Raw genomic sequence first — 20,848 nt, forward strand, 5'->3', positions numbered from 1 at the left:
GTTGCTGCTTGTCGTGGCAAGCAGCTCAGGGTCTTTACTGGTCAAGCGAACTCAACCAGACCTCATTATTCGCCGACGCTGATCTTCAGGCCGGCCGCTATAGCAAAGGGTGTCAGGGTTACCGCCAGGGCGGTCAGGCTGCCAAGCCACAAGAGGTAACCGGTGGCCGGCATGCCCATGAGCGCGGCTTGCAAGGCGCCGCTGCCCAAAATCAACACCGGGATATACAACGGCAGAATCAGCAGGGCCAGCAACAGGCCACCCCGCTTTAAACCGACGGTCAACGCTGCGCCCACCGCCCCCAACAGGCTGAGCACCGGCGTACCGAGCAACAAAGACAGCAGCAACACGGGCAGGCATTCAAACGGCAAGCCCAGCATCATTGCCAACAGCGGCGAGAGCAAGACCAGCGCCAAGCCGGAAAAAGCCCAGTGTGCCAGCACCTTGGCCAATACCAGAAGTGGCAACGGGTGCGACGAAAGGACCCACTGTTCGAGGGAACCGTCTTCGAAATCACTGCGAAACAGCCCGTCCAGCGAGAGCAGCACCGATAAAAGCGCGGCCACCCACACCAGTCCTGGGGACAAGGTTTGCAACAGTTTAGTCTCGGGGCCGACCGCCAGCGGGAACAGCGCGATGACGATGGCAAAAAATACCAACGGGTTGGCCAGTTCGGCCGGGCGACGGCACAACAGCCGCGCTTCGCGGGCGACCAACAGGGCGAAGACACTCATGCCGACCACCGCCCCAAATCCAGGTCGCGGTAACCTGCAGGCATGCGCGCCAGCGTGTGGTGTGTGGTGAGGACGACTGAACCGCCCTTCTCACAGTGACGAGCCAGGTGGTCTTCCAGCTGGGCGACGCCTTGTTTGTCGAGGGCGGTGAAAGGTTCGTCGAGAATCCACAGCGGCGGGCCGGGCAAGTACAAACGGGCCAGGGCCACGCGGCGCTGTTGGCCGGCGGACAGAGTGTGGCAGGGAACGTCTTCAAACCCCTTGAGGCCGACAGCGGCCAGGGCTTGCCAAATGGCGTCGCGCGTAGCCGGGTGATGCAGAGCGCTGAGCCAGCTGAGGTTTTCTTCAGGGGTGAGCACGTCCTTGATGCCGGCGGCGTGGCCGATCCAGATCAGGTTGCGCGCGAGTTCGGTGCGTTGTCCGGCCAGCGGCTTGCCGTTGAGTCGCACCTCACCGGCCGTCGGCTGCATCAAGCCGGCAAGCAGGCGCAGCAAGCTGGTTTTGCCGCTGCCGTTGGGGCCGCTGACTTGCACCATGTCGCCGCCCGTCAGCCGCAGTTCGAGGTGCTCGAACAACAGGCGCAGGTCGCGTTCACAGGAGAGCGCTACGGCTTCAAGAAGAGGGCTGGTCAAAAGATCGCGGGCCTTTACGGTTCAAGTCGGCGGTGCAGCGGCCGTTATAGGGAAAGCACAATAACGGCTTTGGCGACCGATTTTAGAGAGCTGGATCAAATAGTTGTGAGGTTTTTAGCGCTCTCTTTGCAGACCGGCGGCATTATACATGCGATGCCCTACTCTAAAGAGGGCAATTTCCCCCGAGACGGCGCGCACGATGACCGGTGAGATCAACCTTCCTACGCTTCCCCAAGCACCCGTGGCCGGGCCTGCCCCGCTGCCTGCGACCGGAGAGTTGCTCAAACTGCTGGAACCGCAGACGGGGCTGATCGACCCGGGGAAAACCGTAAACGCCGAGGTCATTGCGCTTAAACAGGGCGGTGATGCGTTTCAGTTGTTGCTCAAGCTGACTCTCGAAGGCGGTCGCCAGACGCTGGTCCAAGCCAGCAGCGCGCAGCCTTTGCCGCTGGGCAGCAACGTGGCGGTGAGCCAGACGCCGACTGGCAACCTGGCCGTCAGCTTGCAGCAAGCCCTGAGCGCCAATGTGGCCGCCCTCACCCGCATCGACACCACGCAAATGCCGGTGGGCACGCTGTTGCAAGCCAAGGTGCTGACCACCCAGGTGCTGCCCCAAGGCACCACGCAACCGGCGATTTACCGCTCGCTGGTGACCGTGCTGACTAACGCCCTGGCCGGTCAGACCCTCACCGTGGAAAGCCCGCAACCGCTGCGGGTCGGCAGCCTGCTCAGCGCCGTGGTGCAAAATGCGCAGACCCTGAATTTCGTGCCGTTGAGCGGGCGTCAGGACCAATTGGCAGTCAGCCAGCAGTTGGCCACCCAGCAAAGTCGCCAAGGCTCGCTGGACGTGGTGTTTACCGCTTTGCAAAGCCTGCCTGCTGACGACAGCACTTCCACCGACCTGCGCGCCGCCGCCGACCGCCTGCTCGCCGCCCTGCCCAACCTCGCCCAGGTGAGCAATCCCAAAGTGCTGGCGCAAGTGATCCAGAACAGCGGCGCCTTTCTAGAAGCCAAATTGCTCGCCGGGCAGAACCCGCAGGTACCGCCGTTGGACATGAAAGGCGCATTGCTGCGCCTGGTCGCGGACTTGCTGCCTGCCCTGCCCACCGGCACCAACCTGAATGCCATTCTTGCGGCTAACACCCTCGCTCAGGTAATGCCTAACTTTGTGCGTAACCCGCTGGGCACCCTCAGCCAGATCGGCGCCCGCCAGGCACCCGCGAGCTTTCCGCTGCCGGACCGGATGATGCAGCGCCTGGAGGGCGAAGGCGACCTGGAAAACCTGTTGCGCCTGGCCGCCGGCGCGATTGCACGGCTGCAAAGCCACCAGCTGTCGAGCCTGGAACAAACCGGCACCACCGCCGATGGTCGCCTGCAAACCACTTGGCAGCTGGAAATCCCCATGCGCACCTTGCAGGACATCGTGCCGCTGCAGGTCAAGTTCCAGCGCGAAGAACCGCCGCCCGATAAAGACCAACCCGAACGTAAAATCCAGAAAGACCCCAAGCAGATGCTCTGGCGCGTCGAGCTGGCGTTCGACATGGAGCCGCTGGGGCCGTTGCAGGTTCAGGCGCAACTGACCCAGGGCAAACTGTCCAGCCAGTTATGGGCAACGCGGCCGTTCACCGCCAGCTTGATCGAAAGCCACCTGGGCAGCCTGCGCGAGCGGCTGGTGACCTCGGGCATCAACGTGGGCGACCTGGATTGCCACCTCGGCACCCCGCCACGCGGGCCGCGAACCGGGCTGGAACAACGTTGGGTGGATGAAACCGCATGAAGAACGAAACGCCACCGCGCCAGGCGATTGCCCTCAAGTACGACGGCCAGCAAGCGCCAACCCTGACCGCCAAGGGCGACGATGCCCTGGCCGAAGCCATCTTGAAGCTGGCGCGGGAAAACGAAGTACCGATTTATGAAAACGCGGAGTTGGTGAAGCTGCTGGCGCGCATGGAATTGGGCGACAGTATTCCAGAGGAGCTGTACCGCACGGTGGCGGAGATTATAGCGTTTGCCTGGACGCTCAAGGGCAAGTTCCCGGCGGGGTACGACCCGGATGCGCAGCCGGTGGAGCGGGATGTGACGGAGCGTGGAGACGATTACTGAGCGTTATCAGATGCACATTTAGAGCCATCCCTTTCAAGGTCTTTGGAAAGCGGCCATATCTGACTGATACAAGTCCGTAAGGGCGAATACTGCCTCTGTGGCGAGCGGGCTTGCCCCGCGTTGGGTTGCGAAGCGACCCCAGAAAGAAGAATGCGGTGGGTCAGGCATTCTTCGGGCGCTGGTTTTGGGGCTGCTTCGCAGCCCAACGCGGGGCAAGCCCGCTCGCCACAGGGATAGTGTTCGCCCTTTCAGACAGATTCCCAAAGACCTTGAAAGGGCTGACATTTAGAGTGTGATCAGTTCAGGACTTCACTCAGCGGGATGAAATTGACTCGGTCGCCAATCGCCAGCGTCGTCCCTTCCAGCACCTCCACAAACCCTTCCGCCCACGCCGCGCTGCGCAGCACGCCGGAGCTTTGGTTGCGGTAGATGATCGCCTTGCCCTGCTCGAGCCGCCCGCGCAGGTACTCGCGGCGGTTGCCCGGTTTGGGCCATACAAACCCTACCGGCACCTCGAAGCGCAACGGTTCCACATCCGCCACACCTTGGCGGCGCAGCAGATAAGCCCGGGCCAGCAGCGCAAAGGTCACCAGTGTCGACGCCGGATTGCCGGGCAGGCCGATCACCGGCACGCCGCGAAAGTGACCGAAGGTCAGCGGTTTGCCGGGTTTGATCGCCAGCTTCCACAGGGCCAGTTCGCCCTCTTCGCGCAGGGCGATGCCAAGGAAGTCCGCCTCGCCCACCGACACACCGCCGGTGGACAGGATCAGGTCAACGTCACCCAAATCCGCCAGCCGCGTGCGGGTTTTTTCCAGGTCATCCGGCAGGATGCCGGCGTCGATCACTTCACAGCCCATGCGTGCCAGCCAGGAACACAGCACACGGCGGTTGCTGTTGTAGATTTGCCCCGGACCGAGCGGCAGGCCGGGTTCGATCAACTCATCGCCCGTCGACAGCACGCCCACACGCACGCGGCGCACCACGCTCAGGCGGTCATGGCCCAGCGAGGCGGCAAGGCCCAGTTCGATTGGCCCCAGGCGGGTGCCGGCGTTCAATACCAATTCGCCGACGGTGGTTTCCTGGCCCTGGGGGCGAATATTCTGGCCCGCCTGCATCGGCTCGGTAAAACTCACGCGCTCTTCAGCGTGAACCACAGCGTTTTCCTGCATTTCAACGCAGTCCGCGCCTTCGGGCACCGGAGCGCCGGTAAAGATGCGCGCGCAGGTGCCAGCGGCCAAAGGCTGCGGTGCCTGGCCGGCGAAAATCCGCTGACTGACGGCCAACGGCTCGCCGGACCAGTCGGCCAGGCGTAGCGCATAACCGTCCATGGCACTGTTGGGCCAGGGCGGCAGGTCGAGCGTGGAAACCAGATCCTGCGCCAACACGCGGCCGTCGCAGTCGGCCAGCGCCAGGCTTTCATGCTCGCGGATCGGTGCGGCGTCAGCCATGTCCAGCAATTGCTTGAGCGCGTGTTCGACCGGCATCAAGGCGCCGGTTTTGCCGGGCTTATCCACGGGATTCGCAGGGCTCGGCCTGCTTCAAATGGGGCACGAAATTGCACGGGCGGTGACGGTTGTCGAGCTGTTCGGCGAGGATGCCGTCCCAACCGGTGCGCACGGCATTGGTGGAACCCGGCAGGCAACACACCAGCGTGCCATTGGCCAGACCGGCCAGTGCGCGGGATTGCACGGTGGAGGTGCCGATATCGGCCACGGAAATCTGGCGGAACAGTTCGCCAAAACCATCGACATGCTTGTCGAGCAGGCAGCTCACCGCTTCGGGCGTGCTGTCGCGGCCGGTGAAGCCGGTGCCGCCGGTGATCAGCACCACTTGCACCACGTCTTCGGCGATCCAGTGGGCCACTTTGGCGCGGATTTTATACAGGTCGTCCTTGAGCAGCACGCGCTCGGCCAGGTGGTGGCCGGCGGCGGTGAGGCGGTCGACGAAGACCTGGCCCGAGGTGTCGGTGTCGAGGGTGCGGGTGTCGCTGACGGTCAATACAGCAATATTCAGGGGTACGAAGGGCGCATCTGCCTTGGCGGTCATGGCACGGTCCGGTTGTCGAAGGAACAGCCCGATGTTATATCACAGGGCCCTATTTACCTGCCGCAGCGGAACCACCATGTCTCTCGATTCTTCGCCTTTGCCGTGTTCGATTTTGCTGCTGGCCGGTGGTCGAGGCCAACGCATGGGTGGCCGGGATAAAGGCCTGCTGCCCTGGCACGGCGAGCCTTTGATCGCGCATTTGCACCGCCTGACCCGGCCACTGACAGATGACTTGATCATCTCGTGCAACCGCAACCGTGACATCTACGCGCCCTATGCCGACCAGTTGGTGAGCGATGACAGCGCGGATTTTCCCGGCCCGTTGGCGGGCATCCGCGCCGGGCTGGCTGCAGCACGTCATGAACACTTACTGATCTTGCCGTGCGATGTGCCGCACATTGACGCGCACCTGTTAGCCGAGCTGCGGGCGACGGCGCAGCGCAACCCGCGGGTGCCCCTGATGGTGCGCCACGGTGAATTCTGGGAACCCTTGATTTGCATCATCCCTACCGGCCTGCGAAACGCGGTAGAACGTGCATGGGAAACAGGCGAACGCAGCCCGCGCAAACTCTTCATGCAACTGGGCGGCGTGGGCCTGGAATGCCCGGCAAATGACCCACGCTTTGCCAACCTGAACACACCCGAGCTTTTGCACCCGGGCTTGGGCGTGTCAGAATGAACCTCGCACAAGGAACTTTGTCGGCGCCTCGTGCGTCACAGAGTCAGCAATTTAAAAGAATTCTCTCGGAGACAAACTCATGACTCAACGGACCATCGCCGCTCTCATGCTTGCACTGGGCCTGGCTACTCTTGCCGGTTGCGCTTCGCCTACAGTGATCACCCTGAATGACGGTCGCGAAATCCAGGCCGTCGACACGCCTAAATTCGACAAGGCTTCGGGCTTCTACGAGTTCGAACAACTTGACGGCAAGCAGACTCGCATCAACAAGGATCAGGTTCGCACCGTTAAAGACCTGTAAGTCTTAACGCTGAACCCACAAGGCCCGCCTCGCGCGGGCCTTGTCGTTTCCGGGGTTACCAGTGGAGGGTAATCGCGCTGCGAAAACTGCGTTCTTCACCGGTAACCGGGTCGATAAACCGCACGCCCTGGGCCAGCAGCTTGAGCGGGTTGGCGTAATCGTCTTCGGCGTCCTTGATCACATCCGGGTAGAACGGGTCATTGCAGATACTCGCCCCCAGCGCGGTCATGTGCACGCGCAACTGATGCTTCTTGCCGGTCACCGGGAACAGGCCGTAGCGCCACAAATCGCCGTTTTTTTCGCGCACTTCCACGGCCGTTTCGGTGTTGCTGGCGCCCGACCCTTCCATCATGCGGAAGAACGGTTCGCCATCGACCAGGCGGCTTTTATGCACCCTGGGAAACGTCAGTTGTGGCAACGCTGGGGCGATGGCTTCGTAGAATTTGTCGATACGCCGCGTGGGAAAAAGCTGTTGGTACGCAGAGCGGGTTGCCGGGTTGGCTGAGAATAGCACCAGGCCTGCGGTGTGCCGGTCGATACGGTGCAGAGGCACCAGCGAGGGATTGTCCAGGCGGCGAATCAGACGGCGCAACAGGGTCTGCTCGACATATTCGCCGGCAGGCGTCACCGGCAGAAAATGCGGTTTGTCCGCCACCACCAACTGCTCGTCGGCGTACAGGATGGTTTCCTGAACCGGGATCACCTTTTCGTTCGGCACTTCACGAAAGTAATAGATGCACAGGCCTTCCTTGTACGCCAGGTGCGCGCCTATCGGGTTGCCGTTGATATCCAGCACGCGGCCACGGGCTATGCGGTCCAGCCACTGGTCACGGCTGATGGCCGGAAAGTGCTCGCACAGGCAATCCAGCACCGTCGCCCAAGGGCCAGGGGGCAAATACAGAGTGCTGGCTTGGTGCTGGGACGCGGAAAAACCGGATGTGGACATGAAATGCTCGAGGCCTGGAAAAACACGCGGGCATTATCCCGCATGACGCGGGACGGAGCCTAGGGCGGATGTCAGGCCTTGGCCAAACCGGCGCGCAGGATCGGCGAAGCGCTGGCAGCGTCGGTGAACTCTTTGAGCCAACGCAGCACGTCCACCGCCTCCCAACGGCCCGGGTCGTAAAGTGCGTACAACAAGCCCTGATACCCCACCACATCCAGCTGCTTGTGGTAACCGGCGCGCTGGAACAATGCCTCGATTTCGGCAAAGCAGGTGTTGAAATGCACCTTGTTAAACGGCGTCTTGCCTTCCGTGACCAAGCCATCGAGGCGCAGCTCGTTCACCGCGTCGCGCACGACGTCGGCGGACATGCGATTGACGCTGCTTTTCAATTGTTCAACATTCACCACGGGCGTTCCCTCTATTCAATCGCTGTACAAACATACAGTAACGTAATATTTGGAAACCCGCTATCGGATAACGCCTAGAGAAGGAAGGCGACAACCTGTCCGGTGTCGAATGGCCAATCCAGCTCCGCCCCGGTATCTACCCGGCGAAGTACCGGAATCCTTAGCCCATAGGCTTCAGTCAGGTCCTGGGGATCAGCAATATCCACCAGTTCGACAAGCAGCCCGTGTTCGACGAGCGGCATGATTTCAGCCTCAGCAATTTCACACAAATGGCAACCCAGGGTGCCGAACAACTGGCATTCAGGAAGCATGGCTAATAGACCGGTTCAAACAGTAGGCATTTATTCTATGCCCGCCCACTGCCGGTGGCGAGCCGGTAAACCTTGACTCAGGTCAGCATGACCTATAACTGGTTCAGCGATTCTCGCGACTTTTTGTCCGTACGACCTGCAAGGGAGCTGCTCGTGTTCGCCAACCTGCTGATCATTCTGGCGTCATCCCTGGTGGTGATTGCGCTGTTTCGCCGGCTGCAACTGCCGCCCGTGCTCGGCTATCTGTGCGTCGGGCTGGCTGTGGGACCTACCGCACTGGGCTGGGTGAATGACAGCGAAGACCTGCCTGACCTTGCCGAATTGGGCGTGGTGTTCCTGCTGTTCTCGCTGGGGCTAGAGTTTTCCCTGACCAAGATGCATGCCCTGCGCAGCTTAGTTTTTGGCCTGGGCAGCTTGCAGGTGCTCAGTTGCGCACTGCTGTTGGGCGTATTGCTGCTGAGCCTGGGTGTGGCGCCGGGAATCGCCTTGCTGTTGGGGGCGGGATTGGCGCTGTCATCCACCGCCATCGTCAGCAAGGAGCTGACCAGCCTCGGGGAAATCTTCAGCAGCCATGGCCAGAATGCGATTGGCGTGTTGCTGTTTCAGGACGTAGTGGCCGTGTTGCTACTGACGCTGGTGCCAGTGTTTGCGGGAAGCGGCGCCCAAGCGTGGTATTGGGCGGTGCCGCTGACGTTGGGCAAAACCGTGGTTTTGTTCGTCGGCCTGCTGTGTGCCAGCCGCTGGTTGTTACCGCGCTTGTTCCATGAAGTCGCCGCCGCCCACTCCGCTGAGCTGTTTGTGCTGCTGGCGCTGGTCATCGTGCTGCTCACCGCCTGGCTCACCCATTTGCTCGGCCTCTCACCTGCCCTCGGCGCATTTCTGGCCGGCATGTTGCTCGGTGAAAGCCATTATCGTCATCAGATCGAAGCCGACATCCGGCCGTTTCGCGACATTTTGCTGGGGCTGTTTTTCGTCAGCATCGGCATGCTGATCGACCTGCAGCTGTTCGTCAGCCACAGCCTGCTGATTCTCGGCCTGACCCTCGCACTGATGCTGATTAAAGGCTGCATCGTCGCGGCGCTGGTGAAATTGCGCGGCAGCGACGGTGAAACCGCCTGGCGCAGCGGCTTGGCCCTGGCCCAGGGCGGCGAGTTTTGCTTTGCGCTCATGGCGCAGATGCAGCAGAGCCGCTTGCTACCGGACGAGCTCAACGGTTTGCTGCTCGCGGCCACCTTCTGCTCTATGCTGCTGACCCCGCTGCTGCTGCGCGCAGCCCCGGCGATCGCTCTGCGCCTGCACCGCAAGCCCAACCAGCAGGTGCAACTTGAAGAAATCACCGCACTCAATGCTGAGTTAAGCGGCCATGCGCTGATTTGCGGGTATGGCCGAGTCGGGCAATCCATCGCACGTTTTCTGCGCCGGGAACAGCAAGCGTTCATCGCGTTGGATGACAACCCGGAACGCGTGCAAGAAGCCGCCACTGAGGACAGCAGCGTGCATTACGGCGACTGCCGTCGTGGCGCGTTGCTCAGTGCGGTCGGCCTGGAGCGCGCGCGACTGGTGGTGATCGCTGTGGACAACAGCGACGTCGCCTTGACTGTGTTGAAAGAGGCACGGCGCATCAATGCCGACGTGCCGATTCTGGTGCGCACTCGCGATGACAGCCAACTGGCTGAACTGAAAGCTGCGGGCGCCACCGAAGTGGTGCCCGAACTCTTGGAGTCGAGCCTGATGCTCGCTTCCCACGCCTTGATCATGCTGGGCCTGCCGGACCAACACGTACAGGCGCGGGTCGATGAAGTGCGCCAAAGCCGCTACCGCCTGCTGCACGGTTTCTACCCGCAGGCCGAAGAGGCGCCGATCAATCCTGACTGACCGCGCCAATTTTGTGAATCGACAGGTCCGCGCCACTCAGGATAAAAAGGGTATTGGAGCTATGGACGAAGGTGTCCACCGCGCTTTGCCAATTTTCCATGGAGGTTGGCAGGCTTGCATTAACGGCAAATAGCACCAAAGTGGTTCAAGCCAGCGCGCCGCGCACTAAAGGGGTGTCGGCGACCTCGCCCCTCTTAAGGAGCGTGAACCGCTTCAGCGCAGCTGATCAACTCAACAAGCCTTTTTCTACAGGGTTTTTCCGCGAGTTTCAGTTATTTAGGGTAAGGTTTTTCAAGGTTTTAGCTTCGACCGCCCATTTTCAGCGCAAGCCCCGGGACTTGCGCACCAAGGCAAAGCAAAAGCTGTAACGCACAATTGCACTGAACCTTCACCGAAGCCGGTGACTCGAAACCACACCTACACGCACACGTAAAGATCAGCCAATCACGGAGATAACCATGGCCAGAAGAACTGCAAAGACCGCTCAAGAAATTCTGTTGGCGGATTTTCAAACCCTGGTGAGTGACACCGAAAAGCTGTTGGACGACACCGCCGTGCTGGCCGGTGACCAGGCAGACGAACTGCGCACCAAGATCCATGACAGCCTGCTCAAGGCCCGTGAAACCCTGCAACTGACCGAAGACTCGCTGCGCGAGCGCGGCCAGGCGGCAGTCACCGCTACCGAAGATTACGTGCAGGCCAACCCTTGGCAGTCCGTCGGTATCGCTGCCGGTGTGGGCTTTTTGATCGGTCTGCTGGCAACAAGGCGCTAACATCATGTCTATCGGCGAAACCGGCTCGTCATCGGGCACAAGTTCTACCTCCCGGCGCCTGGGCGCAGCCGTTCTGGGCTTGCTCCATAGCCACGTCGAGTTGTTTGGCATCGAATTGCAGGAGCAAAAGTCGCGCACCGTGAGCCTGCTGCTGTTTGCAGGCCTGGCGCTGGTATTCGCCCTGCTGCTGCTGGTGGGGTTGTCGGGGCTGGTGATGATTCTGGTGTGGGACACCTATCGCCTTACCGGGATCATCAGCCTCTGCGTGTTTTACATCCTGGCCGCAGGGTTCTGCGGGTTGCGCTTGAAAGCGGCGATATTCGATGAGTCCACGCCGTTCCATGCCACCCTCGAAGAGCTGGCCAACGACCGGGAGCGCCTGCTGCCATGAACCTGACAGAAGTTCCAAAAACCACGTCCCGGCGGGAAATGCGCAAAGCGTTGATTCGCCTGCGCATGGAAATGCACCGCCAGGAAATCCGTCACGAGTCCCAGCAGCTGATGGCGCCCCTGCACAAAGTGCGCAACATGGGCACTAACTGGCAGGACAGCCTGGGCATCAAGCACGCGCCGCTGTGGGGCGTGGCGGCGGTGACGCTGATGGGTTTCTTCACCGGTAAAGGTGCCAAAGGCGGCGGTATCAGCGGCGTGACGCGCCTGGTGCGGCTGGGCGCCGGTTTGATCCCGCTGATCAAATTGGCCATGGCCGGACGCAAGCGCTAAGCGCTACTGGCTGCATTCTTGCAAACAGAATCGGCCCGGCCCTCGTTATCGAGGGCCGGGCCTTTTTTTCGCCAGTTCAATTAAGGAGGCCCCGTGATCGACGGGCAACCGCTCGCCTGCTTTCAGCCGTTCATCGACACTGCCACCGGGCGCATTGCTGGCGTCGAGGCCTTGGGCCGACTGCGCCAGGCCGATGGCCGCTTGCACTCCGTGGGCCCGCTGTTCGCCGACCCACGCACACCGGGCGTGGCGCTGCGCACTCTCGACCGGCAAATACGCGACAATGCCTTGAGCCGTCTGCATGAAGCTCCGGAAGACTGGTTCATGAGCCTGAACATTTCCCCGCGCTGGATCAACCGCCTGCGCCAAGGCCAGGCACTGCCCAGCCTGAAACAGGTGCACGCCCACGGCGTTGACCCGCGACGCATCGTGTTTGAAATCACCGAACTGGGCGGCAATATCCAGCGTCTGGCCGACGTGGTGGCGCGCTACCGTGAGGCCGGCGCACGTATTGCCATCGACGATTTCGGCGCCGGTTACTCCCAGCTCGACCGGGTACTGGCCTTGCAGCCGGATATCCTCAAGCTGGACATGCGCCTGTTCCAGGAAGCCGCTCGCGGCGGGCCGAGCAGCGAGGTGGTGCGCGCCCTGGCGCAAATGGCCGAGAAGACCGGCTGCTGGATTATCGCCGAAGGGGTCGAAACCGAGGCGCAATTGAGCTTCGCCCTGGAATGCGGCGCGCGTTATGTGCAGGGTTATCTGTTTGCCCAGGCTCAGCTGGATTGGTTCGCCACAGATGCTTTCGTGCCGCGCTTTGCCCAGTTGCGCTCCGTTTACGTCCAGCAAAAACTCGCAGAGCGCGGGCGCATCATGCAATTGCGCCTGCAATTGGTCGAGTTGATGAAGATTCTGCAAACCTGGGCCCAGGGTCAGGAACCACTCAACCAATTGCCACAACTGCCGGATTTTCCGTGGCTGCTGCGCTTCTATCAGTGCGACCGCCACGGTACCCAACTGACGCCCAACTTCGAATGGCGCCAGGACGCGTGGCAGGCCGACAGCCGCTACCTGGGGCATAACTGGTCGTGGCGGCCGTACTTCTATCACCTGCTCGCCGAAGGCTGGGACGAACGGCGGCTGATCCTGTCTTCTACCTACCGCGATGCCACCACCAATCAGTATTGCCTGACCGCAGGACAATTCTTTGATAACGGTCAGCGTTTGCTGTTAATCGATATCGACGCAGCCGGTCTGTAGATTTTCGCTTGCCCCGCCAAGGCGGAACCGGGAAGCTGGGCGCTGTCATTTACCGCTCGGAGAGTACCCGCCTTGGATTGGCCCACCCTGCTGACTCGCGAACGTCTTGGTAAACCCCTGCACAGCCCGGAAGAATTGGGCCGCAGCCCGTTTCACAAAGACCACGACCGCATTATTTTCTCCGGCGCGTTCCGCCGCCTGGGGCGCAAGACCCAAGTGCACCCGGTCTCCAGCAACGATCATATTCACACCCGCTTGACCCATTCCCTGGAAGTCAGTTGCGTCGGCCGCTCACTGGGCATGCGCGTGGGCGAAACCTTGCGCAGCGCCCTGCCCGACTGGTGTGACCCCAGCGACCTGGGCATGGTGGTGCAATCGGCCTGCCTGGCCCATGACATCGGCAACCCACCGTTCGGGCACTCCGGCGAAGATGCCATTCGCCATTGGTTTCAGCAGGCTGCCGGGCGCGGCTGGCTGGATGATATGAGCAGCGCCGAACGCAATGACTTCCTCAATTTCGAAGGCAATGCCCAAGGCTTTCGCGTGCTCACCCAGCTTGAGTACCACCAGTTCGACGGCGGCACCAGGCTGACCTACGCCACACTGGGCACCTACCTGAAATACCCGTGGACCGCGCGCCACGCAGACTCGCTGGGCTACAAGAAACACAAGTTCGGCTGCTACCAGAGCGAGTTGCCGATTCTTGAGCAGGTCGCCCGCCGGCTCGGCCTGCCACAGCTTGAAGAACAACGCTGGGCGCGCCACCCGCTGGTGTACCTGATGGAGGCGGCGGACGATATCTGCTACGCCTTGATCGACCTTGAAGACGGCCTGGAAATGGACCTGCTGGAGTACGCCGAGGTCGAGTCTTTGCTGCTTGATCTGGTGGGCGACGACCTGCCCCAGACCTATCGGCAACTGGGCGCGCAGGACTCGCGTCGGCGCAAGCTGGCGATCCTGCGTGGCAAAGCCATCGAGCACCTGACCAACGCGGCGGCGCGCGCGTTTGTCGAGCAACAGGACGCCTTGCTCGCCGGCACGCTGCCCGGCGATCTGGTGGAACACATGCATGGCCCGGCCAAACGCTGCGTGCTGGATGCCAAGGACATGGCGCGCAAGAAAATCTTCCAGGACAAGCGCAAGACCCTGCATGAAATTGGTGCCTACACGACCCTGGAAATCCTGCTGAACGCCTTTTGCGGTGCAGCCCTGGAGCAGCATGGCGGGCGCACGCCGTCGTTCAAGAACCGGCGCATTCTCGACTTGCTGGGCAATAGCGCGCCCGACCCGGCGTGGTCGCTGCACGCGTCGTTCCTGCGCATGATCGACTTTATCGCCGGCATGACGGACAGCTACGCCACCGAGATGGCACGGGAGATGACCGGGCGTTCCAGCCCACAATAACGATGCCGGTCACGCCGCCTGTCTCCCGAACAGAATCTGCCTACGATGGGAACAGAGCGGCCTGATCGAATTCGCACGACCATTCGAAGAATAATCACGCACGCTTCCGGGGGACCTGGCGAGCTATTCCTACACTCCACCCCATCGACGCTTGACTGACCCGTGTGCCCTCTATGCCCAAACCCCCTCTTCGAATCCTGTTGGTGGAGGATCACCCCTTTCAGCTCCTGGCCACCGAGTGCCTGCTTAAAAGCTTCGGCTTCGACCAGTTGACCCTCGCAGAAAACGCCGAACAGGCTATTTGCTCGATGTCCCGGGCCCAGGCGCCTTTTGACCTGATGTTGTGCGATCAATGCCTGCCGGATCTGCCAGGCCTGGAACTGGTGGAAATTGCCAGTCGCCGACACTTTATAATCGGCGCCATTTTGTTAAGTGGGCTTCCCGACTCGGAACTGTCCAACTTGATGGCCCAAGCCATGACGCGCGGTCTGCCATTGCTGGGCTATCTATCCAAGCCCCTGAACAAAGACGAATTGGCACGCTTGATCGCCCTCTGACGCCAAGTGTGCATGTAGGACTTTAAACACTGTGCGCCTGCGAAAGTTAACCCAAAGGCTGCTGTGAGATTCCAGGCACGCCGCCATGATGGGTTCAATGCAAAATCCTCTTACAACGGGGGTTACAAAGCCTTAACGACTGGTAGGCAATTACCTTTTCTAACGTAGGAATTCTCCTGTTTTATAGCTACTCCCTCCATGACTCATGCGCCTCGCTCAATTTCTGGGCTAATGTGCCCGCTTAATTTGCACTTGCATGGAATGTGATTATGAACACAGTTTTTATCATTGATGACCATCCTGTTATCAGGCTGGCCATTCGTATGTTGCTGGAGCATGAAGGATATAAAGTCGTCGGTGAAACAGATAATGGCTGTGACGCGATACAAATGGTCCGTGAATGCCTTCCAGACCTGATCATTCTGGATATCAGCATCCCCAAACTGGACGGCCTTGAAGTGCTCTGCCGGTTCAACGCCATGAACACGCCGATGAAAACACTCATCCTCACCGCACAATGCCCAACGCTGTTCGCTACCCGCTGCATGCGCTCCGGCGCGGATGGCTACGTGTGTAAGGAAGGTGATCTAAGTGAACTTCTGAGTGCCATTCGCGCGGTATTATCCGGCTACAACTATTTCCCGAGCCAGGCATTGAATGGCAACGGTGCAGACAGCAACTCGCTGGAACTTGAACTGTTCAAGACCGTCAATGACCGCGAGCTAATGGTATTGCAACTATTTGCACAGGGCCGTACCAATAAGGAAATTGCCAAAGGTATGTTTCTAAGTAATAAAACTGTCAGCACCTACAAAAAGAGGCTTATGCAAAAACTCAAAGCCAAATCCTTGGTAGAACTTATCGAGATGGCAAAACGAAACGCGCTAGTGTGAGAAAGCGGATGCCCAGGCGTATAAAGGACTATTTAATTATATTGATTGCCGGTATGTGCATCAGCACTGCCGCGCCCGCGGACCCTCAAACCGGCCCGCAACACCTCACGTTACTGAGCCGTACGAGTGCCGTTCAACTCGATATTCAACTGGATAAGGCTCAGCGCCAGTGGTTGCAGCACAAACGCGCGCTGATACTCGGCACCGCAGCACCCGACTATCCTCCCTTCGATTTGACGTCCAGTGGTCGTGACTACGAGGGGCTCACTGCTGACTACGCTGGGTTGTTGGCAAAGGCGCTGGCCTTGCCGATTCAGGTACTGCGCTACCCCACCCGTGAGGCGGCGATTCACGCCCTCGAAACCGGTGAGATTGACTTGCTGGGTTCTTCCAACGGTTTTGAGGCCGCTAACCCGAACATCACGCTGTCAGAGCCCTACGCCGTGGACCAACCGGTACTGGTCACCCGCGAAGGTGAAACACGCAGCCTCAGCGATGGTTTGGCCGGGCTACGCGTCAGTCTTGTCTACCATTACCTGCCACTCAATGAAGTGGAAAAGCTGTACCCCCATGCGATCATCCGCGCCTACCCGTCTTATCAGAATGCGTTGAATGCGGTCGCGTTCGACCAAGCGGATGTCTTTCTGGGCGACACCATTTCCACGCATTACATGATCAACAAGGGCTACCTGAAAAACATCCGCATGGCCAATTTCGGCAAGCATGAAGCCTATGGTTTCAGTTTTGCACTGCGCCAGGACCAGCGGATTCTCTTGAGTATCGTCAACGAAATCCTGGGCGTCGTCCCCACCAATAATCGCGACAGCATTGCCAAACGCTGGAGTGCGGGAAGCGACATCCTGCTGACCGACCAGAAGCTGCAACTGACGCAGCGCGAAGAACGCTGGCTGCAAGACCACCCGGTGGTGAAGGTGATGGTCAACGAAACCTTTGCACCCCTGACTTTTTTCGACTCTGACGGCACCTTTCGCGGCATCACTGCAGACTTGCTGGAGTTGATTCGCCTGCGCACCGGGATGCGCTTCGAGATCCAGCGCAGCCGTGATGTCCATGCAATGATTGAACAGGTCGACAGCGGCAAGGCCGATATCATCGGCGCGATCATTCCCAGCGTCGAACGGGAAGCGCAACTGAGTTTCAGCCGCCCTTATCTTGAAAACTCTTACGTACTGCTGACGCGCAAGGAGCCCGGCGCGCCCTTGAGCCTGGAGCAAATGGCTGGCAAACGCCTGGCGATCACTCAAGGCAACCCGCTGGAACAAACCCTGCGCGAGGGTTTCCCACAGATCCAACTGGTCGAGACCAGCGACACGTTCAAGGCATCGGAATTGCTGGCTCAAGGGCAGGTGGACGGCGCCGTGAATTCGCTGGTGATCGCCAACTACTTCCTGTCGTCGCAGGTGTTCCAGGACAAACTGCAGATCAGCTCCAGCGTCGGTACCCAGCCGGCCACCTTCGCCCTGGCGACGTCACGGCGGGCAACCGAACTGAGCTCGATCCTCGACAAAGCCTTGCTCAGCATTGCCCCGGACGAGCTGGGCATCATCAATAGCCGGTGGCGCGGCTACACGGCCGCCTCCGACAGCTACTGGCGCAATTACCACGAATTGATCGCGCAAATCGTCATCGGTACCGGGCTGTTATTGCTGATATCCCTGACCTGGAATGCCTACATGCGCCGCCAGATCAAGCACCGAAAAATGGCCGAGCGCGCCCTCAACGATCAATTCGAGTTCATGCGCGCGCTGGTCAATGAGACGCCGCACCCGATCTATGTGCGAGACCGCAAGGGCTTGCTGAAAACCTGCAACGACAGTTACCTGCAAGTGTTCGACGTCAAGCGCGAAGACGTGATCGGAAAAAGCGTCATCCAGATGAACATGGCCCTCGAAGCTGAGGCCGCGCAATACCACTCAGACTACCAGCGAGTGGTGGCAGAAGGCATTCCGCTGATCCTCGATCGGACCCTGCATACGCCTGGAAAAAAACTGACGATCTACCACTGGATTCTGCCTTACCGTGACTCCGACGGCGAAGTCCAGGGCGTCATCGGGGGCTGGATCGATATCAGTGAGCGGCGCCAGTTGTTCGATGAATTGCGCGCCGCCAAGGAGCGCGCCGATGAAGCCAACCGCGCCAAAAGCACCTTCCTCGCCACCATGAGCCATGAAATCCGCACGCCGATGAATGCGGTGATCGGCATGTTGGAATTAACCCTCAAGCGGGCAGACCAGGGGCATCTCGACCGTCCGGCCATTGAAGTGGCCTACAACTCGGCCAAGGACCTGCTGGAGCTGATTGGCGACATTCTGGACATTGCGCGCATTGAGTCCGGCCGTTTGAGCCTTGCGCCGGAGCGCGTAAACCTGCGGGAAGTCATCGAGTCGGTGGTACGTGTGTTCGATGGTCTGGCACGCCAGAAAACCCTCAGTTTGGTGTTGGAGTTCACACCCGAACTCGACGACACCGATGTGCTGATCGACCCCTTGCGCTTCAAGCAGGTGCTGTCGAACCTGGTGAGCAATGCGATCAAATTCACCGAGCGCGGCCAGGTCAAAATCAAAGTGGATGTGCACACGTCTGATCTGCCGCAGCAGGTTGAAATGAAACTGGCGGTGGAAGACACCGGCATCGGCATCAGCCGCGAGGACCAGCTGCGTCTGTTCGAGCCTTTTGCACAAGCCGACAACTCCGGGCAACTGGCCAGGAGCGGTGCGGGCCTGGGGCTGGTGATTTGCCGCAGCCTGTGCGCGATGATGGGTGGGCAGTTGAGCCTGAGCAGCGTGCCCATGGTGGGCACACAAGTGCATATGAGCTTGAAAATGCCGCGCCTGCAGCCGGTTCAGCCGGTGGAAGAACTCAAGCCAGCGGCCCCTGCGCCTGCGCCGGTGCTCAATGTATTGGTGGTGGACGACCACCCGGCCAATCGCCTGCTGATGTGCCAGCAATTGGGCTACCTGGGCCACCAGTTCACTGCGGCCCAGCACGGTGCGGCAGGCTTCCAGGCCTGGCGCCAGGAGCGCTTCGACTTGGTCATCGCCGACTGCAACATGCCCGTCATGAACGGCTACGAGCTAAGCCGCTCGATTCGTGAATATGAACAGCGAGAGCACCTTGCGCCCTGTGTCGTACTGGGTTTCACCGCCAATGCCCAGCCGGAAGAGAAGCTACGGTGCGCCGAAGCGGGGATGAACGACTGCTTGTTCAAACCGATCAGCCTCACGGCGCTGGAGCGCCAATTGGCGCAGATAGGGCCGCAATCGTGCGGTGCACAGTTGGATATCAGCAGCCTGGATGCGCTGACGGGAGGCGACCTGCAGTTGAGTCGTCGCTTGCTTGAGGAGCTGTTGAGCAGCAGCTGTCATGACCGCCAGGAATTGGTTGCGCTGTTGGCTCGGCAGGCACCGCCCCAGGACATCATTGACCAGGCGCACAAAATCAAGGGCGCCGCGCGCATCGTGCAGGCGACAGCGTTAGCCGACCAATGCGAAGCGCTGGAACAGCTGTGCGCGCGGGGTGAAGATCAGCCGGCGATCGAAACAGGCATCAAGACGCTGGAGAAATGCATGCTTGAATTGGAGCGGATGCTGCAAATGCGCCTGAATGGTTTGGACGCCCCGGTGTAGGCGGGAGCGAATATGGCCATTCGCTCCCGCAACAACCCGTCAGCAGTCGGTCAAGCGCAGAAAAATCGCCGCCAGTTGCTCGATACCCACCTGGTCTTGCTCGGTAAAGCGGGCCAGTGATGGGCTGTCCAGGTCAAGCACGCCAATCAGTTGGCCATCCTTGACCAGCGGCACCACCAACTCGCTGTTCGAGGCGCTGTCACAGGCGATATGCCCGGGGAAGGCGTGCACATCTTCCACCCGTTGGGTTTGCCGAGAGGCCGCCGCCGCGCCACACACGCCACGACCGAACGGGATGCGCACACAGGCGATCTGGCCCTGGAACGGGCCCAGCACCAACTCTTCGTTGCGGTTGAGATAAAAACCGGCCCAGTTAAGGTCATCCAGCTGGTTGAACAAAAACGCAGAGAATTGCGCGCTGTTGGCGATGAAATCACGCTCATCGGCCAACAGCGATTCCAGCTGCGCACACAACATGGCATAGCCGTCCAGGCCGGTACCGGCCTGCTGTAAATCAATCATGCTTGACGCTCCAACAATTTGAGACCCACCCAATAGCGGGCGAATTGATACGCGCAACGACCGTTGCGGTTGCCGCGCCCGGTGGACCAGCGAACCGCCAGGATGTCGAGTTCTTCATCGCGCTGCCACTGCAAGCCGGACTTGGTCGCCAGCTCGCCGATCCAGTGCTCCACCACATTCAGGAAATGTTCCTGGGTGAACGGGTAGAACGACAGCCACAAGCCAAAACGGTCGGACAAGGCGATCTTGTCTTCCACCGCTTCGCTTGGGTGCAGTTCGCCGTCCACGCGCTTCCAGTTGTCATTGTCACTCTGGTTTTCCGGCACCAGGTGGCGACGGTTGGAGGTGGCGTACAACAGCACGTTTTCCGGCGCCTGTTCAAGGGAGCCGTCCAGCACGCTCTTAAGCACGCGGTAATCGCCCTCGCCCGCCTCGAACGACAGGTCGTCGCAAAACAAAATGAACCGCTGCGGCAACTTGATCAGTTGCTCGACCACCCGTGGCAGGTCGGCCAGGTGGTCGCGCTCGATCTCGATCAGGCGCAAGCCTGCCTCTGCATGCTGGGCGAGCAAGGCACGCACCATCGATGATTTGCCGGTGCCGCGCGAGCCCCACAGCAGCGCGTGGTTGGCGGGCAGGCCATCGAGAAATTGCTGGGTGTTGCGGGCCAGCGTTTCAAGTTGCTTGTCGACGCCGATCAGGTCGGACAGGCGCATGTCCAGGCTCACTTCCAGGGGTAGCAAAAAACCGCTGCGGCCTTCACGCTGCCAGCGGGCGGCCAGACACGTGTTCCAGTCGATGGCTTGGCGCGGCGCGGGCAGCAAGGGTTCCAGGCGGGCGAGTACGGCGTCGGCACGCTCAAGAAAGGCATTCAATCGAGAATCCACGATTATTCCTCTGGCAAGTTCTTGCAAAAGATGGCGTATTGGCAACCCTGCGGCAGACCGCACGAGGCTGCGTAAAAAATCGATTCATGCCGGGCAAGCCAGGGCCTGTGGATGTTCAGCTATGCTTGCCGGGCGAAGGGAAACGTGAAGT

The 20,848-nt window shown here is 60.4% G+C and carries 23 protein-coding genes; 14 read left to right on the plus strand and 9 right to left on the minus strand.

What is annotated here, in order from left to right; translation table 11 throughout:
- Window positions 1-65 precede the first annotated feature (65 nt).
- Together ccmB and ccmA are read right to left on the minus strand one after the other, a co-directional pair.
- Window positions 66-734 (minus strand): heme exporter protein CcmB, encoded by a 669-nt coding sequence (ccmB, locus tag Q7C20_RS16865; RefSeq protein ID WP_348054544.1) that lies wholly within the window; start codon window positions 732-734, stop codon window positions 66-68.
- Entirely contained in the window at window positions 731-1,366 is a 636-nt protein-coding gene (ccmA, locus tag Q7C20_RS16870; protein WP_375068871.1) for a cytochrome c biogenesis heme-transporting ATPase CcmA, read from the minus strand. Before ccmA ends, ccmB begins: the two co-directional genes overlap by 4 nt.
- A 199-nt stretch (window positions 1,367-1,565) precedes the next feature.
- Between ccmA and Q7C20_RS16875 the strand changes: the two genes are divergently transcribed.
- Window positions 1,566-3,143 (plus strand): flagellar hook-length control protein FliK, encoded by a 1,578-nt coding sequence (locus Q7C20_RS16875; RefSeq protein ID WP_375068872.1) that lies wholly within the window; start codon window positions 1,566-1,568, stop codon window positions 3,141-3,143.
- Complete coding sequence (locus tag Q7C20_RS16880; protein ID WP_375068874.1) at window positions 3,140-3,469, plus strand: EscU/YscU/HrcU family type III secretion system export apparatus switch protein; 330 nt, start codon at window positions 3,140-3,142, stop codon at window positions 3,467-3,469. Before Q7C20_RS16875 ends, Q7C20_RS16880 begins: the two co-directional genes overlap by 4 nt.
- Before the next feature lie 296 nt (window positions 3,470-3,765).
- On the opposite strand, the gene glp is transcribed toward Q7C20_RS16880, so the two are convergent.
- Together glp and moaB are read right to left on the minus strand one after the other, a co-directional pair.
- Window positions 3,766-4,953 (minus strand): gephyrin-like molybdotransferase Glp, encoded by a 1,188-nt coding sequence (gene glp, locus Q7C20_RS16885; RefSeq protein ID WP_375068970.1) that lies wholly within the window; start codon window positions 4,951-4,953, stop codon window positions 3,766-3,768.
- 22 nt (window positions 4,954-4,975) lie between these two features.
- On the minus strand, window positions 4,976-5,515 hold the full coding sequence (moaB, locus tag Q7C20_RS16890; RefSeq protein WP_375068876.1) for a molybdenum cofactor biosynthesis protein B: 540 nt from the start codon (window positions 5,513-5,515) through the stop codon (window positions 4,976-4,978).
- A 76-nt stretch (window positions 5,516-5,591) separates the two neighbouring features.
- On the opposite strand from moaB, the gene mobA reads away from it, so the two are divergent.
- Together mobA and Q7C20_RS16900 are read left to right on the plus strand one after the other, a co-directional pair.
- Window positions 5,592-6,194 (plus strand): molybdenum cofactor guanylyltransferase MobA, encoded by a 603-nt coding sequence (gene mobA / locus Q7C20_RS16895; protein WP_375068878.1) that lies wholly within the window; start codon window positions 5,592-5,594, stop codon window positions 6,192-6,194.
- A 79-nt stretch (window positions 6,195-6,273) separates the two neighbouring features.
- Window positions 6,274-6,495, plus strand: coding sequence for a YgdI/YgdR family lipoprotein (locus Q7C20_RS16900; protein WP_065901933.1), 222 nt, complete (start codon window positions 6,274-6,276; stop codon window positions 6,493-6,495).
- Between the two features lie 55 nt (window positions 6,496-6,550).
- Here the strand turns inward: Q7C20_RS16900 and Q7C20_RS16905 are convergent, their stop codons facing one another.
- From Q7C20_RS16905 to Q7C20_RS16915, 3 genes are all read right to left on the minus strand, one after another.
- Entirely contained in the window at window positions 6,551-7,441 is an 891-nt protein-coding gene (locus Q7C20_RS16905; protein WP_375068880.1) for a pseudouridine synthase, read from the minus strand.
- A 71-nt stretch (window positions 7,442-7,512) separates the two neighbouring features.
- Window positions 7,513-7,848 (minus strand): transcriptional regulator, encoded by a 336-nt coding sequence (locus Q7C20_RS16910; RefSeq protein ID WP_348058809.1) that lies wholly within the window; start codon window positions 7,846-7,848, stop codon window positions 7,513-7,515.
- Window positions 7,849-7,922: 74 nt separating this feature from the next.
- The gene (locus Q7C20_RS16915; protein WP_375068882.1) at window positions 7,923-8,159 is read right to left on the minus strand and encodes a glutaredoxin family protein; all 237 of its coding nucleotides are present in this window, start codon (window positions 8,157-8,159) and stop codon (window positions 7,923-7,925) included.
- A gap of 153 nt (window positions 8,160-8,312) precedes the next feature.
- Here Q7C20_RS16915 and Q7C20_RS16920 point away from each other — a divergent pair, with 153 nt between their 5' ends.
- The 10 genes from Q7C20_RS16920 to Q7C20_RS16965 all read left to right on the plus strand — a co-directional run bounded on the left by Q7C20_RS16920 (window position 8,313) and on the right by Q7C20_RS16965 (window position 19,288).
- Window positions 8,313-10,034 carry a cation:proton antiporter gene (locus Q7C20_RS16920; protein ID WP_375068884.1) on the plus strand — a complete coding sequence of 574 codons (1,722 nt, stop codon included), beginning with the start codon at window positions 8,313-8,315 and terminating at the stop codon, window positions 10,032-10,034.
- Window positions 10,035-10,105: 71 nt separating this feature from the next.
- A complete protein-coding gene (locus Q7C20_RS16925; RefSeq protein ID WP_375068886.1) occupies window positions 10,106-10,402 on the plus strand; it encodes a hypothetical protein in 297 nt (98 codons plus the stop codon).
- A 90-nt stretch (window positions 10,403-10,492) separates the two neighbouring features.
- Window positions 10,493-10,807 carry a YqjD family protein gene (locus Q7C20_RS16930; protein ID WP_078741521.1) on the plus strand — a complete coding sequence of 105 codons (315 nt, stop codon included), beginning with the start codon at window positions 10,493-10,495 and terminating at the stop codon, window positions 10,805-10,807.
- A gap of 4 nt (window positions 10,808-10,811) precedes the next feature.
- The gene (locus Q7C20_RS16935; protein ID WP_375068888.1) at window positions 10,812-11,198 is read left to right on the plus strand and encodes a phage holin family protein; all 387 of its coding nucleotides are present in this window, start codon (window positions 10,812-10,814) and stop codon (window positions 11,196-11,198) included.
- Complete coding sequence (locus Q7C20_RS16940; protein ID WP_348058816.1) at window positions 11,195-11,530, plus strand: hypothetical protein; 336 nt, start codon at window positions 11,195-11,197, stop codon at window positions 11,528-11,530. The genes Q7C20_RS16935 and Q7C20_RS16940 overlap by 4 nt, the downstream gene beginning before the upstream one ends.
- Before the next feature lie 93 nt (window positions 11,531-11,623).
- Entirely contained in the window at window positions 11,624-12,787 is a 1,164-nt protein-coding gene (locus Q7C20_RS16945) for an EAL domain-containing protein (RefSeq protein WP_375068890.1), read from the plus strand.
- Window positions 12,788-12,859: 72 nt separating this feature from the next.
- Window positions 12,860-14,191 carry a deoxyguanosinetriphosphate triphosphohydrolase gene (locus Q7C20_RS16950; RefSeq protein WP_375068892.1) on the plus strand — a complete coding sequence of 444 codons (1,332 nt, stop codon included), beginning with the start codon at window positions 12,860-12,862 and terminating at the stop codon, window positions 14,189-14,191.
- A gap of 173 nt (window positions 14,192-14,364) precedes the next feature.
- A complete protein-coding gene (locus Q7C20_RS16955) occupies window positions 14,365-14,748 on the plus strand; it encodes a response regulator (protein ID WP_375068894.1) in 384 nt (127 codons plus the stop codon).
- A 269-nt stretch (window positions 14,749-15,017) separates the two neighbouring features.
- The gene (locus Q7C20_RS16960) at window positions 15,018-15,641 is read left to right on the plus strand and encodes a response regulator transcription factor (RefSeq protein WP_348058824.1); all 624 of its coding nucleotides are present in this window, start codon (window positions 15,018-15,020) and stop codon (window positions 15,639-15,641) included.
- Window positions 15,642-15,649: 8 nt separating this feature from the next.
- Window positions 15,650-19,288 (plus strand): transporter substrate-binding domain-containing protein, encoded by a 3,639-nt coding sequence (locus tag Q7C20_RS16965; RefSeq protein ID WP_375068897.1) that lies wholly within the window; start codon window positions 15,650-15,652, stop codon window positions 19,286-19,288.
- 39 nt (window positions 19,289-19,327) lie between these two features.
- Here the strand turns inward: Q7C20_RS16965 and Q7C20_RS16970 are convergent, their stop codons facing one another.
- Together Q7C20_RS16970 and Q7C20_RS16975 are read right to left on the minus strand one after the other, a co-directional pair.
- Complete coding sequence (locus Q7C20_RS16970) at window positions 19,328-19,810, minus strand: GAF domain-containing protein (RefSeq protein WP_375068898.1); 483 nt, start codon at window positions 19,808-19,810, stop codon at window positions 19,328-19,330.
- Window positions 19,807-20,697 (minus strand): ATP-binding protein, encoded by an 891-nt coding sequence (locus tag Q7C20_RS16975; RefSeq protein WP_375068900.1) that lies wholly within the window; start codon window positions 20,695-20,697, stop codon window positions 19,807-19,809. Before Q7C20_RS16975 ends, Q7C20_RS16970 begins: the two co-directional genes overlap by 4 nt.
- Window positions 20,698-20,848: the final 151 nt, after the last annotated feature.

It is taken from the genome of Pseudomonas sp. AMR01, from assembly GCF_041946035.1.
GTDB classification, from domain to species: domain Bacteria; phylum Pseudomonadota; class Gammaproteobacteria; order Pseudomonadales; family Pseudomonadaceae; genus Aquipseudomonas; species Aquipseudomonas antarctica_B.